This is a genomic window from Halalkalibacter sp. AB-rgal2 (genome assembly GCF_041821005.1).
GTDB lineage: Bacteria > Bacillota > Bacilli > Bacillales > Bacillaceae_D > Halalkalibacter.
This window is the reverse complement of record NZ_JBGUAV010000003.1, coordinates 104288-127845: the sequence shown is the minus strand read 5'-3', so window position 1 is coordinate 127845 and position 23558 is coordinate 104288. Positions and strand designations below refer to the sequence as shown.

Genomic DNA, 23558 nt, shown 5'->3' with positions numbered 1-23558 from the left:
CGGAGAGAAAATGGAATGTTTCTGAAGGGGTGCTTTAACCTTTTGGGACATTCTTTTCCTTATATTAATAATCTGTATCTTTTATAAAATAAGAAAAGCCGCTATAAGGTTTCGTATCCTTTAAGTCGAGCAGTGAAATGTATGTTACAGCATTTTTTACAAATACTACAATAACTTTGTGTTATGATGAGTGAAAAGACTATACATAGAGAGGACGAAGGTAATTGGATCAATCAATTTCGCGATATATTGACCATACAGCTTTAAAGGCGGATGTAAGTGAGAAGGACATTGTTCAGCTTTGTACAGAAGCAAAGGAATATTCTTTTGCTTCAGTTTGTGTGAATCCAACTTGGGTGAAGCTAGCTGCTCAGTTGTTGCAAGATGAGGAGGACGTAAAGGTTTGCACGGTAATTGGATTCCCACTAGGAGCAAATACGACAGATGCAAAAGCCTTCGAAACAAAAAATGCAATTGAAAATGGAGCAACAGAAATCGACATGGTTATAAATGTCGCAGCTTTAAAAAGCAAAGATAACGATTTAGTTGAACGTGACATTAGAGCTGTCGTTCATGCTTCTAGTGGACAAGCTTTGACAAAAGTTATTATTGAAACAAGTTTATTAACAGAAGAAGAGAAGCGTCGTGCGTGTGAATTAGCGGTGAAAGCTGGTGCGGATTTTGTGAAAACATCTACAGGGTTTTCAACAGGTGGTGCGACAGTTGAAGATATACAATTAATGCGTCAAACGGTTGGACCGGAAAAAGGAGTAAAAGCATCTGGTGGTGTACGAGATTTAGAAGGTGCGAAAATGATGATTTCAGCAGGGGCAACTAGAATAGGGGCTAGTGCTGGAGTAGCAATCGTGAACGGTGAAAAAGGAGAATCAGCATATTGAGAAAAAGGCGATTAGAAGAGGTAGCGGTCTTCTAGTCGCCTTTTAAGTGTAAAACGTATGGGTGCGCTCTAATTAATAATGCTCTTTCGCATATAAGCCAATTTTCTTTAATAATTCAATGGCTTGGAGCATTTCTTCTTCAGATAGTCCTGCAGTTGCATCTTTAATGACTTGTTCATGTTCGGGAAAAATGTCTTCAATGAATGAACGGCCTGCATCGGTTAATTCTGCATAAATCGTTCTTCTGTCGGTTGAGCAACGCTTTCTTTTTAGGAACTGTTTTTTTTCTAATTTATCAATGACATAAGTTGTATTCGCATTCGATGTAAGTATTTTTTCACCGATTTGCTGAAGTGGCTTGGTTCCTTTATGATAAAGGAGCTCTAGTACGGCAAATTCAGTTGTAGTTAAGCCGTGTTTACTAATTTGTCTATCGGAATGCTTGCTTAACCATATAGAAGCTCTAGAAAGCACGATAAAGAGCTTTAAAGATTGCTCGTGATTGTTTCCTAACTCAATATTAATTGAACTTCACACCTTTCTGGATCCCTTATACAGAGATAATATTCTAGTTAAGAAATAAGATCAAGACTTTTCTAAAATTAGGTAATTGATTTGTGATTTCTATTGTCATTCATATTCTATTAATAGTTCTGAATGGAGTCGTTCATACTACTTATAGAATCGATACGAGGGAGTGATGACATGGAATTATGGCTTGTAGGCATCGTCGCCATTTTAGTGGCAACAATTGGGATGCTTGCTTACTTTTCGAAGAAGAATCCTACAGTAGCAACTATTCCAGTTCAGACAAATCAGACAGATCGACAGTTGGAAGGGGCTTATGCGGTGAAGGTAAATGATTTAGAAGCTAAACAGCAATATAATCAGATGCAAAATGAGCTGGAAGCAGGTGAAGAGTTAACACCAGATGTGAACGACCAACTTCAATCGATGCAAACGACTTTACAGCAAGTAAAAATGAAATCATATCAACAACCAACCACCGTTTCTCCATCAAATCAGCAGGATCAACAGATGTTGTTACAACAAGTAAAACAAATGAATCAGCAGGCTAAGCAACAGCAACAGCAATTGTATAGCCAACTACAAAAAAACGTTCAACAAGTGACTCAGCTATTGAATTCGATTGATGAATCTGTACAATCAATGGATGTTTTAACGACATTAACGGAGCAGCTAGAGCAAACAGAGCAACAATTACAGCAACCTTCTAGTGAGTCATCAAACTAATGCTAAAGAGTCTCGGACAAAAAAGTTTTGACCATGGGAATACGAACAAATATGTGGCGATGCACATAAACCGCTCCTGAACTTTATTTTGCTTTCCGCGGGAAAAGGTGGGTCCCCTCGTGCTAATAAAATTTTAATTAAAAAGAAAAGGCAAACTCCGTCCATTTTCGGATGAGAATTGCCTTTTCTATTTATCGTTGAAGAGTAGGGAATGTCTATCTTACCTCTCAACAAAGCGGACGGGATGGGAGGGCCGACTCCTGCAGGAGGGAAGGGCAGGTTGAAATCCACCGGCGCAGCCGGTTCGTTCAATGCCCGCCTGCGGAAAGCGTGCCCCCCATCCCCGGAGCGAGGACTCAAGTCCAACGTAAACGAGCACTTTTTCAGTGGCCTCTCCTTCAGTCCTCAGGAGTCTCCGTATAATTTCATCCGCTACAGTAGAATAATGTTCTGATTTTTAGCTCAACACGTTCATTATGTCCCAGTTTTTTTGTTACGAGTGAATACGATCAATCAATGACGCAAAGTAATTTGCTAAAGGTAATAACAGAAAGGAACAAACTGAATTGAATAACAAACTAGCATGGGCAAGTTGTGTCATAGGATCAGATGTCAGCATTTGTGAAATATAGCTCAAAGCATGGATGAACGGTAAGAAGAGGATAACACCAATGACGTTCAACCAAATATTCGCAAAGGCTACTAACCGTGCGCTTTTTCCTGATCCTAAGCTAGCAAGGTATGCGGTAATGCAAGTACCAATATTGGCACCAAGCATAATCGCAATACCAGCAGGTAAGTCTAGTATATGATCATTCATGAAGCCCATTGCGATAGCTGTCGTTGCCGTACTCGATTGTATAAATGCCGTCATAATCGTTCCTAAACCGATACCGAAAGAGAGATGTTCATTCGTTATGTGGAAGAAGGAATGAATATTTGGGATAGAAGATAAAGGATAGGCAAGTGATTCCAGACCATTCATCGCTATAAAAATGCATGCTAATCCAAAGGTGGAACAACCGAGAGAAAAAGTAGTTTTTTTTGGAATAAGGAGTGATAGAAATCCAATGACGAGTAACGGGATGATCATTGCAGACACATCTAATGTAAGTAATTCAGTTGTTACTGTCGTACCGATATTAGCTCCTAATATGATACCAATTGAATGACGAAATTGAATAAAGCCTGTTGCTACTAGTCCAACAGTCATAACAATGATGGCTGAGCTGCTTTGCAAAACAGCAGTAGCAACCATTCCAACGATTAAGCCTTTCCAAGGTGAATCGGTCATTTGATGGAGCCAACGGTGGAACGATTGTCCACTTAGTTGGAAGAGGCCGGTTCGCAGCACGATCATTCCAAAAAGAAATAGGGTTATGTATACAGCTAAAAGTGAAACGAGTTCTTTTATCATGTCATCACCTCTATTAACAACTTATGGACAAAAATGAACAAGCATGACAGTAAAATCTTCATACGTTGTGACGGAAAGTTTGAGTTGACCAAAAGTTGGCTATATATTATAATTCTATAAGACGTGCATTCTACTTAAGAGGTACGTGTTGATGTTGGTTTGTTTCGGAGGGAGGGATATACAATGGCAGAGACTCGTGTTCGCAAAAACGAATCGATTGATGCTGCACTTCGTCGCTTCAAGAGATCACTCTCTAAAGAAGGAACGTTGGCTGAGGTTAAAAAGCGTAAGCACTATGAAAAGCCTAGTGTAAAACGCAAGAAGAAATCTGAAGCAGCAAGAAAGCGTAAGTTCTAAGAGAGGTGTATTCATTGAATCTTCTTGAACAATTAAATCAAGATATGAAGACAGCGATGAAGAACAAAGAAAAAGATAAACTCTCTGTAATCCGTATGGTGAAATCGTCATTACAGAATGAGCAAATTAAGCTCGGACGCGAATTGACAGATGATGATAGCCTAACGGTGCTGAATCGCGAACTGAAACAACGCAAGGATTCCCTCCATGAGTTTGAAAAAGCAGATCGTGAAGATTTAGCTGTTAAGCTTCGTGCAGAGATTTCCATACTTGAAGCGTATATGCCTGAACAATTATCAGAAGATGAGCTTTCGACTATTGTGAAAGATACGATAGCTGAAGTAGGGGCTTCTTCAAAGGCAGATATGGGAAAAGTTATGGGAGCCATTATGCCTAAGGTTAAAGGGAAAGCTGATGGTGGCCTTGTGAATCGTCTAGTTCAACAACATTTGTCTTAACATGACGCAATAGAGGCTATCTTATAAAACATTTTAGGCTCCTAATTAATGATGAGCTTAAGAAGAAGGTGTCACCGAGGTGCTTGGTGACACCTTTTTCTTAATATAAGTGTATATTTCGTTTGAGTTATTTTAAGTATAATCAGTGAAACAAATTAAAATTGAGAATATTTAATCGTATTAATTATTTTTGTGAAACCTATGGAAGTGTGTATTCGTATACGTTATTATGACATCAAAGAAGGGAGGGTTTAATTTATGCGAAGGCACATGTTGCGTTTTTCGTTCGTTTGTATCATGATGGCTATTTTCTTAATGCTAGTGCAAGCTCTTGTTCATAGCAACGATGAGGAAGCAGGACGTCCAGTTGTCTTCTTTATTCCTGTTGAGCAAGCGGTTGAACGAGGCCTTGAAGCATTTATGAGTCGTTCATTTGAAGCAGCCTTTGAGGCTGGAGCAGATCATATCGTATTAGAGATGAATACACCGGGCGGTGCAGTGGATGCTGCGGGAAATATTGCGAAGCTGATTCAAGATACAGATATTCCGATTACTACGTTTGTGAACCCTGACGCGATTTCAGCAGGTGCTTACATAGCGCTTAATACAGACCGAATAGTTATGCACCCTAATGCCAGTATGGGCTCGGCTGCTGTAATTGATGGAGCAGGAAATGCAGCAGATGAAAAGACACAGTCTTATTGGTTGAGTCGAATGGAGGCTGCAGCAGAATTAAATGATCGTGATCCTATATATGCGTTAGCTATGGCTGATCGGAATATTGACTTACCTGAAGTGAGAGCACCTGAGGGAGAGCTATTAACATTAGGTGCAAATCAAGCGCTAGAAGTAGGTTATGCAGAAGCTATTGCAAGTGATCGTTCTGAATTACTGGAGTTTATTGGGTTAGACAATGCGATTGTAGAAGATATGGAGGTTAGTTTTGCGGAGCAATTAGCTCGTTTTGTGACAAATCCAATTGTCATCCCAATCTTACTGTCTATTGGTAGTTTAGGACTTGTGTTAGAGCTGTACTCACCTGGCTTTGGCGTACCTGGCATTATGGGTGCCTCAGCTTTATTGCTTTTCTTTTTTGGTCATATGATCGCAGGATTTGCTGGCTGGGAATCATTTATCTTATTAGGAGTCGGCTTTACGTTAATTTTAATTGAAATATTTATACCTGGATTCGGAATATTTGGTTTGCTTGGTATTGGCTCAGTTATCGGTGGAATGTTGTTAGCTTCATTTTCGATGACGAGTATGTTGATCTACATTGCGATTGCGATCATTGTGACAGCTGTTGCAGCTGTGTTGATCTTTAAATATTTTGGGTTCAGAGGGCCGATGAAGAAAATGGTCTTAACTGATTCGACAAGCAATGAAAAAGGGTATATTACAAATGAAACGAGAAAAGACTTAGTTGGACAAATTGGTGAAACATTAACCCCCCTTCGTCCTGCGGGTTCAGCCGTTTTTGAAAATGAACGACTTGACGTTGTCACTGAGGGAGGATATATTGAACAAGGAAGCAAAATTGAGATTGTCTATACGGCAGGCTCAAGAATTGTTGTGAGAGAAAGTAAATAACTTTATAGGAGGAATGGAAAATGCCATTAGATGCAGGAAATATTACGGTGCTCGTTGGTCTTGCGATTATTTTAATTTTGTTAGCTGTATTATTTACGTTTGTTCCAGTCATGCTTTGGATTTCGGCGTTAGCAGCTGGGGTGAAAATCGGAATTTTTGAATTAGTTGGAATGCGGTTACGTCGAGTTATTCCAGCACGCGTTGTTAATCCATTAATTAAAGCGGTTAAGGCAGGTCTTGACTTAAGTACATCAAAGTTAGAGGGACACTACTTAGCTGGTGGTAATGTTGACCGTGTTGTTAATGCACTTATCGCGGCGCAACGTGCCAACATTGATCTTAGCTTTGAGCGTGCAGCGGCGATTGATTTAGCTGGGCGTGATGTATTAGAAGCGGTTCAAATGAGTGTTAACCCGAAAGTAATCGAGACACCATTTATTGCCGGTGTAGCGATGGATGGGATTGAAGTGAAAGCGAAGGCTCGTATTACGGTACGTGCAAACATTGATCGATTAGTCGGTGGTGCTGGAGAAGATACGGTTATTGCCCGTGTAGGTGAAGGGATTGTTTCGACAATTGGTTCTGCGGATAACCATAAGAAAGTTCTTGAAAATCCAGATATGATCTCACAAACAGTATTAGGTAAAGGGCTTGACGCTGGTACAGCGTTTGAAATCCTGTCGATTGATATTGCTGATATCGATATCGGTAAAAATATTGGGGCAGAATTACAAACAGACCAAGCAGAAGCTGATAAGAAAATTGCTCAAGCGAAAGCGGAAGAGCGTCGTGCTATGGCCGTTGCTCATGAGCAAGAGATGAAGGCTCGTGTTGAAGAAATGCGTGCGAAGGTTGTTGAAGCGGAAGCGGAAGTACCTATGGCGCTTTCAGAGGCATTACGTCAAGGGAATATGGGTGTCATGGATTACATGAACTATCAAAATGTAATGGCAGATACAGACATGCGTGATTCAATTAGCAAAGCCTCTGATGAAACAAACGATAAAAACAAAGATTAAAAAAAATTGTAATCCTCCCAAAAAAGGAAAGGAGGAACATCATGAATGTTTTTGATTTATTCTCGAGCTTGCTACCATTTATTATTATTGTAGGTGGGTTGATTAGCTTTTTTGGTCGGATGACGAAGGAAAACAATGAGAAGCAACAGCAACAGCAACGGCAGCAAACGTCTCCTGGACAACCGCAGCAAGAGCCAAAAGCTGAAACGGCCAATGAAAAACAAATCGATTGGCGTGACCTCTTTAATACAGATGAATTTGAACAAAAGACATCATGGCCAGGTTCTGAGCCTGTAAAAGCAAGTGAAGATGAACAACAGAATTCAGATCTAAAGCAAGAGCAAGAAAGACAGCGTGAGAAAAAACGCAAACTTGATGAGCGATTAAAGAAAATTAGAAAGCGTTCTAGTGCTCAGTCTGGAGAACCTGTCGCCTCTGAATCGAATGGATTAAACTTACAATTCGATCAAATTTCAAATAAAGAAGCGATGAAGGGTGTTGTTTGGGCTGAGGTTCTTGGGCGACCACGCGCAAGACAGCCTCATCAAACATTTGTGCGAAATCGAAGAAATGGATAATGAAACAAAAGAGCATGGGATTCATTCTGTGCTCTTTTGTTGTTTTTTAACATAGAATAGAACCGTAATTGACTATGTTTAGACGAATTGGTCTCCTTGCACTCAGCTAATAGAAATAAGAAACGGTAACGAAAAATAAGTGAGTTAAGAGAAGAATGACTCTTGGAAAAACCATCCCAAGAATAGTTCTTCTCTTTTGTTTTGCATCATAGAGATATGAGAGAGGGGGTCTGAAAATGAAGAAGTGGCGTCAACAAGTGCGAAGCTGGATGACTAAGAAGATGGGCCTACCCGCTGATGTAATGATGGACCTGCCGCGGATTACAATGATTGGCCAACTTCATATTTATATAGAGAATCATCGAGGTGTGTTACGATTTTCCAACCAAGAATTACGTTTGTTATTGAAACAAGGTCAGCTTTTGATAAAAGGAGATCAATTTGTTATTAAAACGATCTTGCCAGAAGAATTGCTTTTAGAAGGAAGAATAGACCAAGTGATTTATGTTGATGAGAATAAAAGTACATAAGGCATTGTTTACTGTTAAGGAGGGGTTATTATTGAGGAATCAATGGCTGTCTAATATCTCAGGAGTTGTTCGCATTCGAGTAACGGGGAGATATGTTGAACAAGTATTAAATCGTTGTATAAATGAAGGTATTACGATATGGAATGTTAAAAGGGTAAATAATGATGCAATTATTGCATCTCTCCATCTAGAGGATGTTAAGCGGTTAAGGCCGTTGTTAAGACAGTCTCAGTGTAAAATAGTGTTTACCCATCGAAGAGGATGGCCATTTCTATTAAAGAGCATGGGAAGTAGATTTGGATTTGTTGCTGGTATAGCTATTTTCTTTGTTCTTATCCTTCTGTTATCTAATGTCGTTTGGAATATTGAGGTGAAGGGTGCTTCACCGAAAGTTGAAAATGAATTACGTCAAGTGATTCAGGAACTAGGTGTGAAACGAGGTGTGTTTCAATTTACATTACCGAATGTAGAGTATATACAACGTGAAGTGAGTGAACGAGTTGAAGATGCAACATGGATTGGTGTACGGCAAAAAGGGACAACTTATGAATTTGAAGTCGTTGAACAGCAATTGCCTGAAGAGGCTGAGCGTTACAGTCCGCGCCATTTAGTAGCCACTAAGGAAGCCATTATTAATAAAGTTTTTGTTGAACATGGACAATCAGTAGTGAAAATAAATGATTTTGTTCGTGAAGGAGACCTTTTAGTATCAGGATACATCGGTAAAGAGGGTGAAGAAGAACAGAAGATTGTCGCTGCACAAGCGGTAATATTGGGTGAGATTTGGTACAAGTCCGAGGTGGAAGTACCATTAGAAGCGTTGTTTACAACATTAAGTGGGGAGCGAAAGGTTAAACATCATTTGGAGATTGGTGGAATATCATTACCTATTTGGGGGTTTGGGAAGCATTCATTTGAGCAAGTAGAACAGGATAACCATGTGAAACCAATTCGCTTTTTTCAATGGACATTGCCGATTTCATATGAACGTGTAACTTATTATGAATCAGTCGATTATGAACGGACATATACAAAAGACGAAGCAATTGCTGCTGCAAAAAAAAGAGCGAAAGCAGAACTTATACAACATTTGCCGAATGATGCCGAAGTGATTGGAGAAAAAGTTTTGCACGAAGCACTTGAGAATGGTAAAGTAAAGTTACAAATACATTACCAAGTAATAGAAGATATTACATCGGAGCAGCCGATTATTCAAGGAGATTGAGTCTATTGTCAGAAGTGAAAACAATTACGTTAGAAGTCAAAAATGCCAACGAGACACAAGCGCTCATTGGACCAAATGATCGTCACCTACAAAGAATTGAGGAGCAATTAGGTGTTACACTTGTAACGAGAGGTGAAGAAGTACTCGTTACAGGGAACGAGGCTCAAGGTGAGCTCGTTCAACATATATTAATGACTCTTACACAACTAATTCGAAAAGGTATTACGATTTCTGAGCGTGATGTTGTATATGCAATCAAACTAGCTGAAACAAATCGTCTCGATGAATTGGTTGATTTATATGATGAGCCTGTAGCTACAACGATTAAAGGTAAACCAATAATGGCGAAAACGTTAGGGCAGCGCCATTATGTAACAGCATTAAGGCAACGGGACATGGTTTTTGGAATAGGTCCTGCTGGAACAGGAAAGACTTATTTAGCTGTAGTAATGGCTGTCGCGTCGTTAAAGGCTGGTCAAGTGAAACGAATTGTACTGACAAGACCGGCAGTAGAGGCTGGAGAAAGTCTAGGGTTCTTACCAGGGGATTTAAAAGAAAAAGTTGACCCTTATTTGAGACCGTTATACGATGCATTGCACGATGTATTAGGCGCAGAGCATACGACACGTCTTATGGAAAGAGGAACGATCGAAGTAGCGCCACTAGCTTACATGAGAGGTCGTACTCTTGATGATGCATTTGTTATTTTAGATGAAGCCCAAAATACGACACCAGAACAAATGAAAATGTTTCTTACACGACTTGGATTTGGATCGAAAATGGTCATTAATGGCGACTTAACACAGGTTGATCTCCCCCGTGGGAAAAAATCAGGTTTGAAGGTTGCTATGGACATCCTGCAGAATGTTTCTTCGATTGGGTTTATTTTCTTGCAACAAGCAGACGTTGTTAGACATACGCTTGTTCAGCAAATAGTAAATGCTTATGAGCAGCACAATGAATGAAACCATACTAGTTGATGAAACGTCTATAAAGTAATGGAATCTATTTAAATAAGTGACGCTGATTTTTTATTTCAAAAGTCCTGCTATAAGCTGCTATTATGGCAGGACTTTTATATAACTAACGTACATAGATCATACTCATTTGCGATCTTTCAATACTGTCAGTGCTTAGTGAATAAACAATTTTGATCGCTTTTCTTAAAAAGTTGGGGTGAAATTGATGAAAAAACAATCACCGATTGATCAATTAAAATGGTGGCAACGCCTAAGGGATCATCGTTACATACGTATTATATTATTCATGATTGTTAGCGTACTTTTATACTTTTTGATGATTGGGAATATTATACATGATACGTTAGATGTCCGACTTTCTGAAATGGCCGACCGTGATATCCGTTCGCCCTTTACAGTTGAGCATAGGTCTGAAACAGATGAGAGACGAGCAGAAGCACGAGATTCTATCGCTCCTGTTTATGAATTAAAGCGCGAATATGCTGAAAACCAGGTGGGCAAAGTGCATGATATATTTGACCTCATTACTCAAGTTCGTAACGAAGAGGAAGAAGAGCTTGAAGAAGAGGAGCTTGAGGAGGATGAACTTGCCTTAAGTACTGAAGAGGAATTACTCGAAGAGCGACTTGTGTATATAAAGGAGGTACTCTCACCTGGGACAAGCAATGATCTTTCTGATGATACACTATTAACTTTTTTACAAGCGACTGATTCACAATTGCAAATAGCGCGAGAATCGACTACAAATGCGGTTTATGAAATTATGAGTGAATCGATCTCGACGCGTGATGTATCTGATGCCAAGCGAGAGGTTGAGAACCAAATTGCAATTTTTACTGTAAGTAATCGATTACTGGACGCAATGGTTGAAGTGGCACAATTTGCGATCATACCGAATTATATTTATGACGCTGATGCGACTCAGCAACTTCGTGAGGAGGCTGCTGAAAATGTCGAGCCAGTTCTTATTCGTGAAGGAGAGCTTCTTGTTCGTGAAGGAGAAATGATCAGCCATGAAGTGTATGAGCAATTGCGGATAGTTGGTTTATTGGATGATCAAGTGCATTTTCTACCTTATATAGGACTCGCCATGTTAATAATGTTAATGATGGCGATGTTATCTTACTATTTAAGCCAAGCTAAGACGTCTGTTCAAACGAATAATAGCCATTTACTCATGTTTATTATCATTTTCTTAATTACGGTTATTTTAATGAAAGTCGTTAGTTTATTAGAAGTCATAGGAATTATCGGATTAGCATATGCTGTACCTGTTTCACTTGGAGCGATGCTGATTACGCTATTGATTCATACTCGAATTGCTTTATTTACAAGTGTCATATTCGCGATAATGGGCAGTGTCTTTTTTAATAATGATACGGTAGGTACATTTAATTTCACATATGGATTTTATATGCTGTTTAGTGGATTTGCAGGCGCTTATTTCCTCGAAAAGTCGAATCGAGTATCTCGAATACTCCGTGCAGGCTTGTTCGTCTCAGGTATTAACATCGTCGTTGTCGTGACATTGCTCTTCTTAAAATCTGTTCAACCTTCTTGGATTGAGTTGGGCATGCATCTTGGCTTTGCCTTTTTATCAGGTTTTGTTGCATCTGTTTTAACGATTGGATTGTTACCGTTTTTAGAAGCAGGGTTTGGAATACTATCGTCTACACGACTAATAGAATTGTCGAGCCCGAATCATCCACTGCTGAGAAAAATTTTAGTCGAAGCTCCAGGTACGTACCACCATAGTGTGGTCGTTGGAAACTTATCAGAGGGTGCTTGTGAGGTAATTGGTGAAAATGGTTTACTAGCACGTGTCGCTTCTTATTATCATGATTTAGGTAAGACGAAGCGTCCTCATTTCTTTATCGAAAATCAAATGAAAATGGAAAATCCGCATGATAAAATATCACCACAGTTAAGTCGAACCATTATAACGGCACACCCTTATGATGGAGCGGAAATGCTTAGAGAATTTAAAATGCCTAAGGAAATCATTGATATTGCGGAGCAACATCATGGAACAACACTATTGAAGTATTTTTATCATAAGGCTAACCAAGAAAGTGAACAGGAGATTTCTGAATCCCAGTTCCGCTATCCAGGTCCGAAGCCGCAAACGAAGGTATCAGCTATTGTGGCTATTGCAGACAGTGTGGAAGCAGCTGTTCGTTCGATGCAAAAGCCAACACTAGATAAAATTGAATCTTTAGTACGTAAGATTATTAGGGACAAGCTTGAGGATGGTCAGTTTGATGAGTCAGATTTGACACTAAAAGAATTGGATCAAGTTGCACGATCAATGTGTGAAACGTTAAAGGGAACGTTTCATCAACGAATTGAGTACCCCGAAGATATAAAAGGAAAGGGAGATAAAAAATGAGTGTCATTATTGACCTTATTGATGAAACAGATACTTTACAGGAAACACATAAACTCCTTGTTGAACAAATTATAATTAAGACCGTTGAATATGAACAGGTAAAGGGAGAGGTTGAAGTGTCTGTTACTTTTGTTGACGAAGGACAAATTCAACAAATTAACGCACAATATCGTAATAAGGACCATCCTACAGATGTGATCTCTTTTGCGTTAAATGAAGAATCAGAAGAAGAAGTTCGTGTTATAGGTGACGGTTTGCCAAATATGTTAGGTGATATTATTATTTCAGTTTCCCATATTCAAAGGCAGGCAGATGAATACAATCATTCGTTTGAACGAGAGCTCGGTTTTTTAACGGTTCATGGTATGCTACATTTACTAGGTTATGATCATATAACAGAAGCCGAAGAGAAGGAAATGTTCTCGAGGCAAGAGAACATATTGATGGATTATGGACTTACAAGATAGAAATAGACGTGGCTTTAAACGACTGCTGAAATCATTTTATTATGCATCGCAAGGGCTTGTTTATGTACTTAAGCATGAACAAAATATGAATATTCATTTTATTGTTGCCATTATTACTCTATTGAGCGCTTACTTTTTAAGTGTTCCGTTGATCCACTGGCTCATTCTATTACTAGTCATAGCCGGCATGCTTGCTTTAGAAATTATGAACACAGCTATTGAACGTACGGTTGATTTAGTGACAAATGAGTATCATCCATTAGCTAAACGTGCAAAGGATATTGCTGCAGCGGGCGTGTTTATTTATTGCTTCTTTGCTGTTGTAATAGGTATACTTATATTTCTACCTCCGTTATTGGAGCTATTGTCGTAATGGAATGGTTTATGTTTAGTGAAAAGCGTCTATCTTAATGGTATGGGTCGTTCGGATTAAGAGTAATATCTGTTAGACTAAGTATAGGTGCCATTAAGAAAAAGTTTGCTTCATGTTTCTTATATGGTTGGGAGAGGGGTACTTTCAGTCATGTGGAAAAGGTTCCAAAAAAATATTATAGCAGGGCTCATTTTTCTATTGCCTGCAATTGCAACGATTTATGTATTGCAACTATTGTTTAGTTTAGTGGATGCTTTTTTAGGTTCATTTATAACGGACGTTTTAAAAGGATTAAATGTTATTACAAGCGTGGATGATCGTATTTATTTTCTCGGCGTGTACACCCCTTTTTCAGAGCGGTTGCTAGGCATTGGGTTTGTGCTAACGATTCTTCTAGTGACATGGGTTGGCGCGATGCGTCTCCAAGGGAAGGGTTCGAAAGTTTTTTATTCGATTGATCATACATTTCGAAAGATACCTATAGCTAATTCCATTTACACCTCTGTTGAGCAAATTATTCACGCTTTTGCTCAGGAAAGGTCGTCTTTTAAAAATGTTGTACTCGTTGAATATCCTCGGAAAGGGTTGTATACGGTTGGATTTCAGACCGGTGAAACGCGTGGTGAGGTGCAAAGGTTGACATCAAAAAGCTGTATTAATGTCTTTTTACCGACTACTCCGAACCCTACATCTGGTTGGCTTGTCTTAATTCCTCGTGAAGATGTTGTTTTCTTGAATATGACAGTAGAGCAAGGGCTTAAATTTATTATTTCAGGAGGAGTGGTTGTGCCACCTGATGATGAAGGTCAAGGTGAATCATTTGAAGGAGAATATGAAGAAGGTCAAATGGTCGTTAGAGTAAGGAAACGAAAGGATGAAAGGATATGAACAAGCAGCAATTAATTAAAGAAGCGATGGAAGCTAGGGCCTATTCATATACGCCCTATTCCCAATTTCCCGTAGGAGCTGCTTTGGAGTTAGAGGATGGTTCAATTGTAAGAGGTGCAAATATTGAAAATGCTTCATTTGGATTAACGAATTGTGCTGAACGGACTGCGTTGTTCAAGGCTGTTTCTGATGGAAAACGCAATGTGAAGCGGATTGCGATTGTAGCTGATACAGATGCACCTGTATCACCATGTGGAGCTTGCCGTCAAGTGATGGCTGAGTTATGCCATCCGCTTACAACCGTCATTTTGTCAAATATGAAGGGCGATATTGAGGAAACAACTGTTTCAGATTTATTACCAGGAGCATTTAAAGCGGAGGATATGAATGAATAATCAAGCAAATAAATTTAAATCAGGGTTTGTCTCGATTATAGGACGCCCTAATGTTGGGAAGTCCACACTTATTAATCATGTGATTGGGCAAAAGATCGCAATCATGTCTGATAAGGCACAGACCACACGTAATAAAATTCAAGGTGTTTATACGAGTAATGAATCACAAATTATATTTATTGACACTCCAGGCATTCACAAACCGAAACATAAGCTTGGTGATTTCATGATGAAAGTAGCGCAAAATACGTTGCGAGATGTCGATCTCGTCCTATATGTCATTGATGCCACTGAACGTTACGGTCCAGGTGAAGATTATATTATTGAACGATTAAAGGAAGCTTCAGCGAAGGTCTTTCTTGTTATAAATAAAATTGATCAAATTGAGCCTGAAAAGGTCATGCGTGTGATTGATGAATATCATACGAAATATCCATTCGAAGAGGTCATTCCTATTTCAGCGTTAGAAGGGAATAATGTTCCAACTTTACTCGAACAAATTACTGAATATTTAGATGAGGGGCCGCAATATTATCCTAGTGACCAAGTGACAGATCACCCAGAAAGATTTGTCGTAGCAGAACTAATTCGAGAGAAGGTTCTACATTTAACTCGTGAAGAGATTCCTCATTCTGTTGCTGTTAACATTGAGCAAATGAAGAAGAGAGAGAGCAATGAGACTGTTTACATTGGAGCGACGGTCATCGTAGAACGTTCTTCGCAAAAAGGGATTATTATCGGAAAACAAGGTTCGATGCTAAAGGAAGTAGGAAAGCGAGCTCGTGCAGATATTGAATCATTACTTGGTTCAAAGGTGTTCTTAGAATTATGGGTAAAGGTTCAAAAGGACTGGCGTAACAAAGCAAGGCACTTGCAGGAGTATGGTTTTAAAGAGGACGAATACTGAAAGTTGTCTACTCTTTGTAATGAGAGTTTAACAATGGCTAGGCTGCTAGCCATTGTTTTTTTTGGTTTAGTCGATTATCATTGTAGTAAGGAATGACAGTAGAAAAATAAGGAGAATTGGCTTTGTCAAGCTTTTTTAATTAACAATTTTTCCTTAACATGATATAGAAAATAGCGGTCATCATACTAGTATAGGACGTTAATCTTTTAGAAAGGTGGAGTCTGATATGCTCGATTTTTCATGGAAAGTCTTTTCAATGACAGGCAACGTAGACACGTATTTGTTACTGAAGGAATTAGAGCGAGATTCAGATGAACAATTTGGACAAGATGACGTGGAACAAAGTGAAACATTTGATTCACCTACCCATTGAGTATGATTGACACCTAACATGAAGGTGTGCTTGTGTTATGATGATGCAAAAAGTTGAAGGGATTATCATTCGTACGATTGATTACGGAGAAACAAATAAAGTGGTGACGTTATTTACGAAAGAATTAGGAAAAATCGGCGTGATGGCTCGTGGAGCGAAAAAGCCTAAAAGTCGATTGTCAGCTGCTTCTCAATTGTTTATGTATGGTATTTTTGTGATTCAAACGAGTAGTGGCCTAGGTGTTTTACAACAAGCTGATATTACAAGCTCATTTCGTGATATTAGGAGTGATCTTAGGCGAGCCGCTCATGCTTCCTACATGCTGGAGTTAACGGATAAACTAACGGATGAAAAGACAAGGTATTCAGAGATATTTAAATTGCTTTATCAAATATTGATTTATATCGATGAGGGATTAGATGTAGATGTCCTAAAAATGATTTTTGAGACAAAGATGCTTGCTGTTGCCGGTATAAAGCCCGAGCTGGATCAATGTTCAAGCTGCGGATCTATAAATCAGCCTATTGCTTTTTCGATAAAGAATGCTGGATTTCTTTGTCCAAAATGTAGAAATAAAGATCCTCATGCGTTCCAACTAAATCCACAGCATGTGAAGCTTTTGCGTTTATTCTATTATGTAGATTTAGAGCGACTTGGTCACATCTCACTGAAAAATGAGACAAAAAAGTATATTCAAATGATTATTGATTCTTATTATCAAGAGTATTCAGGTCTAAGGTTAAAATCAAAGCGGTTTTTGGAACAATTAGAGCGATTTGATTTAAATGAATAAAATGACGTCCATTAGTTTTGAAATATTATTGACAGCAGGCTAGAATTTGAGTATGATGCATATTATATGAATATGATGCGTTGAAGGAAAGTAGTATTTACTGTATCTTAAGAAAGCGAACCTAGGGTGGTGCGAGCTAGGGCTTAAGACGGTAAGGAAGGCGTTCTGGAGCATAACGTTGAAAGAGATTAATGTAAATTATTACGTTAATAAATAGGGTGGAACCGCGGGATATAGCTCTCGTCCCTATGTCAAATGAAGGCATAGGACGAGGGTTTTTTTGTTGTTCGAAAGCCTTTAGAGATATATTTACACTTTAAATGAAGAATGCAGGAGGAGCGAGCAAATGAACGTTCAAACAATGATTTTAACGCTGCAAGAATTTTGGTCAAAGCAAAATTGTATGATCATGCAAGCGTATGATACAGAAAAGGGTGCAGGGACGATGAGTCCGTTCACATTACTGCGCACAATCGGTCCTGAACCATGGAATGTAGCGTATGTTGAACCATCAAGACGACCTGCCGATGGACGTTACGGTGAAAATCCAAATCGGCTTTATCAGCATCATCAATTTCAAGTTATCATGAAGCCATCACCGATAAATATTCAGGAACTGTATCTTGATAGTTTAAAAGCACTTGGAATTAATCCGCTTGAGCATGATATTCGCTTTGTAGAAGACAATTGGGAAAATCCTACATTAGGGTGTGCCGGTCTTGGTTGGGAAGTATGGCTAGATGGTATGGAAATCACACAGTTTACCTATTTTCAACAAGTGGGTGGACTTGAAGCAAGCCCTGTATCTGCAGAGATTACGTATGGAATAGAGCGCCTAGCATCTTACATTCAAGATAAAGAAAATGTATTTGACCTTGAATGGGTAGAAGGTTTTACATATGGTGATATTTTTAAGCAACCTGAATTTGAACATTCCACATACACGTTTGAAGTTTCTGATACGAACATGCTATTTTCTTTATTTTCAACGTATGAGCAAGAGGCGAAAAGGGCGCTTGATGAGAAGCTTGTGTTTCCTGCTTACGATTATATTCTAAAGTGCTCACATACGTTTAATTTGTTAGATGCTCGTGGTGCGATTTCAGTAACAGAGCGTACAGGTTATATTGGTCGTGTACGAAATCTCGCAAGGACAGCGGCGAAGCTATATTATGACGAGCGTGAACGTCTTGGGTTCCCAATGTTGAAGGAAGGAGGAGAGTAAATATGAGTAAGAGTTTTCTATTGGAAATTGGTTTGGAGGAATTGCCAGCACGATTTGTCACTCCCTCCATTAATCAATTAGAAGAAAAGGTAGCGGCCTGGTTAGATGAAAAACGTTTACAGTATAGTGATCTTCAAGCATATGCAACTCCTCGTCGATTAGCGATCCTTATTTCAAATTTAGATGAAACACAGCCTAATATTGAAGAAGAGGCAAAAGGACCGGCGAAGAAAATTGCCTATGATGAAGAAGGTAATTGGAGTAAAGCGGCACAGGGATTTGCTAGAGGGCAAGGAGTTAGTACTGATGATTTATTCTTTAAAGAGTTAAAGGGTGTCGAGTATATTTATGCTCATAAATTTATTGCTGGTAAACAAACAATGGAGCTATTACCCGAATTAAAGGAGATTATTACGTCTCTTCACTTCCCTAAAAATATGCGCTGGGGCTCACATTCATTAAAGTATGCTCGGCCAATCCAATGGCTTGTTGCCCTGTTTGGGAATGAGGTCGTGAAGTTCTCTATTACGGATATTGAAACAAATAACATAACTTACGGACATCGTTTTCTTGGACGCCAAGTGAAAATTGCGAGGCCGGAAGACTATAAAAGTTTGTTATTAGAACAGTTTGTTTACGTGGATGCGAATGAAAGAAAAGCTATTATTCGTCAACAGCTTGAGACAATAGAAAATGAAAAAAAATGGGTTATACCAGTGGATGACGATTTGTTAGACGAGGTCCATCATTTAGTTGAGTACCCAACAGCTTTGTTTGGGAGCTTTGATAAAGAGTTTCTTTCATTGCCTAAAGAAGTGTTGATTACTTCGATGCGTGAACATCAAAGGTATTTTCCTGTAGAAGACAAAGCAGGTCAACTGTTGCCCTACTTTGTCACTGTTCGTAATGGTAACCGAGATCATTTAGAGAATGTAGCTAAAGGAAATGAAAAAGTACTTCGGGCACGACTATCAGATGCGGCATTCTTTTATGCAGAGGATCAAAAGCTAGCGATCGACGATGCGCTCGCACAACTTGAGCAAATAGTTTATCATGAAGAATTAGGCTCGATTGCGGATAAGGTTCGACGTGTTCAAAAAGGGACTACGATCATTAGTCGGCTAGTAGCGGTTGACGATAAAACTAAGCAAGTAGCTGAACGTATTTCATCCATTGCTAAATTTGACCTTGTTACTCAAATGGTTGGTGAGTTTACCGAGTTACAAGGGCGAATGGGTGAAGTGTACGCAGAGTTTGCTGGTGAAGAAAAGGCTGTTGCTCACGGGATCTTCGAACATTATAAACCTCGCTATGCGGGTGATAATAGTCCGGATACGCTCGCTAGCGCCATTGTTAGTATGGCTGATAAGCTTGATACAATTGTCACGTGCTTTGCGATTGGCCTCGTTCCGACTGGATCACAGGACCCTTATGCGCTTCGACGCCAAGCTGCAGGTGTCGTTCAAATGCTGCGAGATTATGAGTTAAATGTAACGCTAGAACAATTATTGGTCCAAATTCTTGACATTGCCGAAGAAAAGAAGGTTTTAAAAAGGGATCGTGAAGAGGTCAAGCGTGAATTACAGCACTTCTTCCAGCTACGTGTAAGAGCAGCCTTACAAGAAGGTGGTATGGCGTATGATGTGATTGATGCTGTGTTAGCACAAGTAATAGGGCACATTCCAACAGTTGTAAAGAAGGCTCAAGTCATTTCAGAAAGACGTCAAAAAACTGATTTTAAAAATATGGTTGATGCATTAAGTCGGGTGACGAATATTTCAAAAAAGGCAACAAAATCTGGTTCAGTTTTAACAGATTTATTTGAAAAGGAAGAAGAACAGCATTTATATGAGGCATGTGTAACATTAGAGCAAGCGATAAATGAAGCATTATCAGTTGGTGAGGTGAATCAGGCTATAGATGCATTAAGCAGTATCACCCCAACGATTAATACTTACTTTGACAATATTATGGTCATGTCTGAAGTTCATGACATTCGAGAAAACCGATTGAATCAGATGGTGGCACTTGCCTCTGTCATACAATCTGTTGCCAATTTTCAAGAGCTTGTGTTTACTACGTAAATATTCGAGAAAAGGGAAGGGGAATAAGTAGTGGAAGGACATGAAACAAAGCCAATTGTTTATGTTGTCTCGGATTCAGTAGGAGAAACTGCTGAGCTCGTTGTAAAGGCGGCGGCAAGTCAATTTAATGGGGCTGGAATTGAAGTAAGAAGAATTCCGTTTGTCGATGATGAGGAAACAATTGTTGAAATTATTCAATTGGCTAAAAAGACACATGCTCTGATCGCTTTCACACTTGTTGTTCCTGAGGTTCGAGATTACCTTATTTTGAAGGCACGAGAGGAACGTGTACATGCTGTTGATATTATCGGGCCAATGTTACAAGAATTAAAATTATTAACTAATGTACATCCTCGTTCTGAACCTGGTCTTATTTATAAACTAGATGCAGATTACTTTCGTAAAGTAGAAGCAATTGAATTTGCGGTAAAATATGATGATGGTCGTGATCCAAGGGGGATTATGCGAGCGGATGTCGTTCTCATTGGTGTCTCGAGAACCTCAAAGACACCATTATCTCAATATTTGGCACATAAACAATTAAAAGTAGCGAATGTGCCTCTAGTACCAGAAGTTGAGCCTCCAAGGGAATTATTTGAAGTTTCTCCTAAAAAGTGTATAGGGTTAAAGATAAGCCCAGAAAAGCTGAATGGTATACGTGCCGAACGGTTAAAAGCGCTTGGATTAAAGGAAGACGCACATTATGCTAATATGGTTCGAATTAAAGAAGAACTAGCCTATTCTGATACGATTATGAAGCGTATTGGGTGTCCGGTTATTGACGTATCTAATAAAGCAGTCGAAGAAACAGCTAATTTAATTTCTAATATGTTTAGACAATAACAAGTGAAGAAAAATGAAACTAAATTTTTCGTCTTTAATATGGCATATTTGCAAAAAGATCAAATAAATTTAAAAAGTCAAGACTTATTCTTCGTTTTTTGGTAAAGATAGTAAAGGAAAACGAGCGGGGAAGAGATTATATTTTACAATCGACAAAAATCAACCAATTTCTTTACGATTGAAGCAGGAAATTTGAAAGGGATGTTGAATGATAGTAATATGAACATTTCACCAATCGTAGTATATGTTGATGCTGATGCATGTCCTGTGAAAAATGAAATCGTTGATTTGTGCAAAGCGTATGTAGTAGAAATGGTATTTGTATCCTCCTATGCGCATTTTTTGTCTTTACCAAAACCAGCAAAAATAGTTACGGTCGATGAAGAAAAAGAAGCAGTCGATTTATATGTAGCTAACCATGCAAAAAAAGGCGACATATGTGTGACACAAGACCATGCTCTAGCGTCATTATTGCTAGCTAAAGGTATGTATGTTTTGTCACCACGAGGTAAAGAATTCACGGAGAAAGATATGGATCAATTGTTAGATGTGCGCTTTCTTTCTCAAAAACAAAGGAGAATGGGAAGGCGTACGAAAGGACCAAAACCTTATAAACAGGAGGATCGAGATCAATTTAAGGCGAGCCTGAAAGAAATTTTAGAGGAAAAAGCAGGATTATAGCAAAAAAGCTCGAATAAATGCATGTTGGAGATGAATCAAATGACGACTCGTATTCCAGATTCAGTCATTGAACAAATCAGACGTTCTACTGATATTGTCGATGTAATCAGTGATCATGTTCAATTGAAAAAGCAAGGTCGACAATATAGTGGATTATGCCCATTCCATGGAGAGAAAACTCCTTCTTTTTCTGTATCACCTGATAAGCAATTGTATCATTGCTTTGGGTGTGGTGCTGGAGGAAATGCCTTTACCTTTTTAATGGAGCTAGAAAATTTGTCATTTGTTGAAGCAGCAGTTCAACTTGGGAAAAGAGCAAATATCGATGTTTCTATTGAAGGAACTCATTCAACGAATGTTTCTAAACCTCAGCAGAATATGAAAAAGGCACATAGCGTAGCTGCAAAAATGTATCATCATGTACTGATGCTGACTGAAGAAGGAAAACCAGGTCGAGAATACGTGGAAGAAAGAGGATTCACTAGAGAGCAGGTTGAATATTTTCAAATTGGCTTTTCACCAGATCGGTGGGATGCGTTATCGACGTTATTAACAAAGAGAAATTTTAATCAGGCAGAGATGGTTGAAGCTAGTTTATTAGGCGAACGTGAGTCAGACGGTGGGACATATGATCGATTTCGTAATAGGCTCATGTTCCCGATTTGGGATGCTAAAGGTCAAGTTATCGCGTTTGGTGGGCGAACGATATCAGACGAAAAACCAAAATATTTAAACAGCTCAGATTCAGCTATCTTTCATAAGAGTCAAACATTATATGGACTGCATTTAGCCAGGTCTTCAATACGAAAGCAAAGCTCTATTGTTTTGTTTGAAGGGTATGTGGATGTCATAGCTGCTTGGTCTGCTGGTGTAACGAACGGTGTAGCAACACTTGGGACAGCACTAACAGAAGAACAAGCTCGAATGATGCGCCGTAATGCAGAAATGGTGACTCTCTGTTATGATTCTGATGCGGCGGGATTAGAAGCGGCTTATAAGAATGCTTCAATCTTACAGAATGAAGGTTGTATCGTTAAGGTTGCCAAAATGCCTGACGGTTATGATCCCGATGACTACATTCAAGCGTTCGGTGCAGAACGTTTTAAAACGGATGTAATAGGGTCAAGTCTTACGTTAATGGCATTTAAAATGTTGTACTTACGGCAAGGTCGAAATCTTCAAGATGAATCTGAGCGAATGAGATATATTGAAGTGGTTCTAAGTGAAATTGCAAGCTTGAAAAAAGCTGTTGAACGAGATCATTATATTCGCCAGCTAGCTGATGAATTTTCTCTTTCATTAGAGGCATTGAAGCAAGAGCAATATCGCCTTTTTCGAGAAAAGAAGGGTCAATCAAAAAGAGAGAAGTCAGATGTTATCAACGTTAGAAAGCAAGTGTTTGAAACAAAGAAGCTCTTGCCAGCATATCAAAATGCAGAGCGGATATTACTAGCACACATGTTAAGAGACGAACATGTTGCTGAAGTTGTCCAAAGTCGACTCGGTGGTGCTTTTAATGTTGATGAGCATCAAGCTTTAGCTGCTTATTTATTTGCTTATTATGCTAAAGGCTATGAGGCTGACCCTAGTTTGTTTATCCAGCAGTTGACGGATGAACAACTGACAAGATTAGCAACTGAGCTTACTTTGCTTAGTGTCAATGATGAATATGACGAACGAGAGCTTGATGATTACATGAGATGGATTGAAACTTATCCAAAACGGGTAGAGTTACAGCAGAAGGAACTTGAAGTGAAGAAAGAAAAGGATCCAATAAAAGCAGCAATGATGCTTACAGAAATTCAACGACTGAAGCAGATGCTGTAAGAAAGT

At 39.0% G+C, this 23558-nt stretch carries 25 protein-coding genes; 23 read left to right on the top strand and 2 right to left on the bottom strand.

Going from position 1 to position 23558, the window contains the following annotated elements:
• Positions 1-224 precede the first annotated feature (224 nt).
• Positions 225-899, top strand: a complete 675-nt coding sequence (deoC, locus tag ACERJO_RS03720) for a deoxyribose-phosphate aldolase (protein ID WP_247105046.1) — start codon at positions 225-227, stop codon at positions 897-899.
• Positions 900-971: 72 nt separating this feature from the next.
• Here the strand turns inward: deoC and ACERJO_RS03715 are convergent, their stop codons facing one another.
• Positions 972-1373 carry a MarR family winged helix-turn-helix transcriptional regulator gene (locus ACERJO_RS03715; protein ID WP_308446079.1) on the bottom strand — a complete coding sequence of 134 codons (402 nt, stop codon included), beginning with the start codon at positions 1371-1373 and terminating at the stop codon, positions 972-974.
• Positions 1374-1604: 231 nt separating this feature from the next.
• Between ACERJO_RS03715 and ACERJO_RS03710 the strand changes: the two genes are divergently transcribed.
• On the top strand, positions 1605-2153 hold the full coding sequence (locus tag ACERJO_RS03710; RefSeq protein ID WP_247105045.1) for a hypothetical protein: 549 nt from the start codon (positions 1605-1607) through the stop codon (positions 2151-2153).
• A gap of 493 nt (positions 2154-2646) precedes the next feature.
• Here the strand turns inward: ACERJO_RS03710 and ACERJO_RS03705 are convergent, their stop codons facing one another.
• On the bottom strand, positions 2647-3570 hold the full coding sequence (locus ACERJO_RS03705) for a Na/Pi symporter (protein WP_247105044.1): 924 nt from the start codon (positions 3568-3570) through the stop codon (positions 2647-2649).
• A gap of 183 nt (positions 3571-3753) precedes the next feature.
• On the opposite strand from ACERJO_RS03705, the gene rpsU reads away from it, so the two are divergent.
• The 21 genes from rpsU to dnaG all read left to right on the top strand — a co-directional run bounded on the left by rpsU (position 3754) and on the right by dnaG (position 23552).
• The gene (rpsU, locus tag ACERJO_RS03700) at positions 3754-3927 is read left to right on the top strand and encodes a 30S ribosomal protein S21 (protein ID WP_003323311.1); all 174 of its coding nucleotides are present in this window, start codon (positions 3754-3756) and stop codon (positions 3925-3927) included.
• Between the two features lie 14 nt (positions 3928-3941).
• Positions 3942-4385 (top strand): GatB/YqeY domain-containing protein, encoded by a 444-nt coding sequence (locus ACERJO_RS03695; protein WP_247105043.1) that lies wholly within the window; start codon positions 3942-3944, stop codon positions 4383-4385.
• A 258-nt stretch (positions 4386-4643) separates the two neighbouring features.
• Positions 4644-5975 carry an NfeD family protein gene (locus ACERJO_RS03690; RefSeq protein ID WP_373646585.1) on the top strand — a complete coding sequence of 444 codons (1332 nt, stop codon included), beginning with the start codon at positions 4644-4646 and terminating at the stop codon, positions 5973-5975.
• Positions 5976-5995: 20 nt separating this feature from the next.
• Entirely contained in the window at positions 5996-6994 is a 999-nt protein-coding gene (gene floA, locus ACERJO_RS03685; protein ID WP_247105041.1) for a flotillin-like protein FloA, read from the top strand.
• A 41-nt stretch (positions 6995-7035) separates the two neighbouring features.
• Positions 7036-7572, top strand: a complete 537-nt coding sequence (locus ACERJO_RS03680; protein ID WP_373646584.1) for a hypothetical protein — start codon at positions 7036-7038, stop codon at positions 7570-7572.
• Between the two features lie 236 nt (positions 7573-7808).
• Positions 7809-8102: a sporulation protein YqfC gene (gene yqfC, locus ACERJO_RS03675; RefSeq protein WP_247105039.1), complete on the top strand. Its 294-nt coding sequence runs from the start codon at positions 7809-7811 to the stop codon at positions 8100-8102.
• 31 nt (positions 8103-8133) lie between these two features.
• Positions 8134-9327: a sporulation protein YqfD gene (gene yqfD, locus ACERJO_RS03670; protein ID WP_373646583.1), complete on the top strand. Its 1194-nt coding sequence runs from the start codon at positions 8134-8136 to the stop codon at positions 9325-9327.
• A 5-nt stretch (positions 9328-9332) separates the two neighbouring features.
• Positions 9333-10292 (top strand): PhoH family protein, encoded by a 960-nt coding sequence (locus ACERJO_RS03665; RefSeq protein WP_247105037.1) that lies wholly within the window; start codon positions 9333-9335, stop codon positions 10290-10292.
• 220 nt (positions 10293-10512) lie between these two features.
• Positions 10513-12696, top strand: coding sequence for an HD family phosphohydrolase (locus ACERJO_RS03660; RefSeq protein ID WP_247105036.1), 2184 nt, complete (start codon positions 10513-10515; stop codon positions 12694-12696).
• Complete coding sequence (gene ybeY / locus ACERJO_RS03655; RefSeq protein WP_247105035.1) at positions 12693-13163, top strand: rRNA maturation RNase YbeY; 471 nt, start codon at positions 12693-12695, stop codon at positions 13161-13163. Before ACERJO_RS03660 ends, ybeY begins: the two co-directional genes overlap by 4 nt.
• A complete protein-coding gene (locus ACERJO_RS03650) occupies positions 13147-13536 on the top strand; it encodes a diacylglycerol kinase family protein (protein ID WP_247105034.1) in 390 nt (129 codons plus the stop codon). Before ybeY ends, ACERJO_RS03650 begins: the two co-directional genes overlap by 17 nt.
• A gap of 150 nt (positions 13537-13686) precedes the next feature.
• Positions 13687-14424, top strand: a complete 738-nt coding sequence (locus tag ACERJO_RS03645; RefSeq protein ID WP_373646582.1) for a DUF502 domain-containing protein — start codon at positions 13687-13689, stop codon at positions 14422-14424.
• Complete coding sequence (locus ACERJO_RS03640) at positions 14421-14819, top strand: cytidine deaminase (protein ID WP_247105032.1); 399 nt, start codon at positions 14421-14423, stop codon at positions 14817-14819. Before ACERJO_RS03645 ends, ACERJO_RS03640 begins: the two co-directional genes overlap by 4 nt.
• Complete coding sequence (gene era / locus ACERJO_RS03635) at positions 14812-15726, top strand: GTPase Era (RefSeq protein ID WP_373646580.1); 915 nt, start codon at positions 14812-14814, stop codon at positions 15724-15726. Before ACERJO_RS03640 ends, era begins: the two co-directional genes overlap by 8 nt.
• A gap of 226 nt (positions 15727-15952) precedes the next feature.
• Complete coding sequence (locus tag ACERJO_RS03630) at positions 15953-16099, top strand: YqzL family protein (protein ID WP_081727969.1); 147 nt, start codon at positions 15953-15955, stop codon at positions 16097-16099.
• Positions 16100-16136: 37 nt separating this feature from the next.
• Entirely contained in the window at positions 16137-16892 is a 756-nt protein-coding gene (gene recO / locus ACERJO_RS03625; protein ID WP_368859657.1) for a DNA repair protein RecO, read from the top strand.
• 346 nt (positions 16893-17238) lie between these two features.
• A complete protein-coding gene (gene glyQ, locus ACERJO_RS03620; protein ID WP_373646579.1) occupies positions 17239-18117 on the top strand; it encodes a glycine--tRNA ligase subunit alpha in 879 nt (292 codons plus the stop codon).
• Positions 18118-18119: 2 nt separating this feature from the next.
• Positions 18120-20201: a glycine--tRNA ligase subunit beta gene (glyS, locus tag ACERJO_RS03615; protein WP_247105029.1), complete on the top strand. Its 2082-nt coding sequence runs from the start codon at positions 18120-18122 to the stop codon at positions 20199-20201.
• A gap of 30 nt (positions 20202-20231) precedes the next feature.
• The gene (locus tag ACERJO_RS03610) at positions 20232-21044 is read left to right on the top strand and encodes a pyruvate, water dikinase regulatory protein (protein ID WP_247105028.1); all 813 of its coding nucleotides are present in this window, start codon (positions 20232-20234) and stop codon (positions 21042-21044) included.
• Positions 21045-21245: 201 nt separating this feature from the next.
• Positions 21246-21725, top strand: a complete 480-nt coding sequence (locus tag ACERJO_RS03605; RefSeq protein WP_373646578.1) for a YaiI/YqxD family protein — start codon at positions 21246-21248, stop codon at positions 21723-21725.
• A gap of 39 nt (positions 21726-21764) precedes the next feature.
• Entirely contained in the window at positions 21765-23552 is a 1788-nt protein-coding gene (dnaG, locus tag ACERJO_RS03600; RefSeq protein ID WP_247105026.1) for a DNA primase, read from the top strand.
• Positions 23553-23558 lie beyond the last annotated feature (6 nt).

What these genes read in the sequence shown, in the direction of transcription:
- ACERJO_RS03710 (WP_247105045.1), top strand. Translation starts at nt 1,605, where the DNA reads ATGGAATTATGGCTTGTAGGCATCGTCGCCATTTTAGTGGCAACAATT.
- ACERJO_RS03705 (WP_247105044.1), bottom strand. Translation starts at nt 3,570, where the DNA reads ATGATAAAAGAACTCGTTTCACTTTTAGCTGTATACATAACCCTATTT.
- rpsU (WP_003323311.1), top strand. Translation starts at nt 3,754, where the DNA reads ATGGCAGAGACTCGTGTTCGCAAAAACGAATCGATTGATGCTGCACTT.
- ACERJO_RS03690 (WP_373646585.1), top strand. Translation starts at nt 4,644, where the DNA reads ATGCGAAGGCACATGTTGCGTTTTTCGTTCGTTTGTATCATGATGGCT.
- floA (WP_247105041.1), top strand. Translation starts at nt 5,996, where the DNA reads ATGCCATTAGATGCAGGAAATATTACGGTGCTCGTTGGTCTTGCGATT.
- ACERJO_RS03680 (WP_373646584.1), top strand. Translation starts at nt 7,036, where the DNA reads ATGAATGTTTTTGATTTATTCTCGAGCTTGCTACCATTTATTATTATT.
- yqfC (WP_247105039.1), top strand. Translation starts at nt 7,809, where the DNA reads ATGAAGAAGTGGCGTCAACAAGTGCGAAGCTGGATGACTAAGAAGATG.
- ACERJO_RS03660 (WP_247105036.1), top strand. Translation starts at nt 10,513, where the DNA reads ATGAAAAAACAATCACCGATTGATCAATTAAAATGGTGGCAACGCCTA.
- ybeY (WP_247105035.1), top strand. Translation starts at nt 12,693, where the DNA reads ATGAGTGTCATTATTGACCTTATTGATGAAACAGATACTTTACAGGAA.
- ACERJO_RS03650 (WP_247105034.1), top strand. Translation starts at nt 13,147, where the DNA reads ATGGACTTACAAGATAGAAATAGACGTGGCTTTAAACGACTGCTGAAA.
- ACERJO_RS03645 (WP_373646582.1), top strand. Translation starts at nt 13,687, where the DNA reads ATGTGGAAAAGGTTCCAAAAAAATATTATAGCAGGGCTCATTTTTCTA.
- ACERJO_RS03640 (WP_247105032.1), top strand. Translation starts at nt 14,421, where the DNA reads ATGAACAAGCAGCAATTAATTAAAGAAGCGATGGAAGCTAGGGCCTAT.
- era (WP_373646580.1), top strand. Translation starts at nt 14,812, where the DNA reads ATGAATAATCAAGCAAATAAATTTAAATCAGGGTTTGTCTCGATTATA.
- ACERJO_RS03630 (WP_081727969.1), top strand. Translation starts at nt 15,953, where the DNA reads ATGCTCGATTTTTCATGGAAAGTCTTTTCAATGACAGGCAACGTAGAC.
- recO (WP_368859657.1), top strand. Translation starts at nt 16,137, where the DNA reads ATGATGATGCAAAAAGTTGAAGGGATTATCATTCGTACGATTGATTAC.
- glyQ (WP_373646579.1), top strand. Translation starts at nt 17,239, where the DNA reads ATGAACGTTCAAACAATGATTTTAACGCTGCAAGAATTTTGGTCAAAG.
- glyS (WP_247105029.1), top strand. Translation starts at nt 18,120, where the DNA reads ATGAGTAAGAGTTTTCTATTGGAAATTGGTTTGGAGGAATTGCCAGCA.
- ACERJO_RS03605 (WP_373646578.1), top strand. Translation starts at nt 21,246, where the DNA reads ATGTTGAATGATAGTAATATGAACATTTCACCAATCGTAGTATATGTT.
- dnaG (WP_247105026.1), top strand. Translation starts at nt 21,765, where the DNA reads ATGACGACTCGTATTCCAGATTCAGTCATTGAACAAATCAGACGTTCT.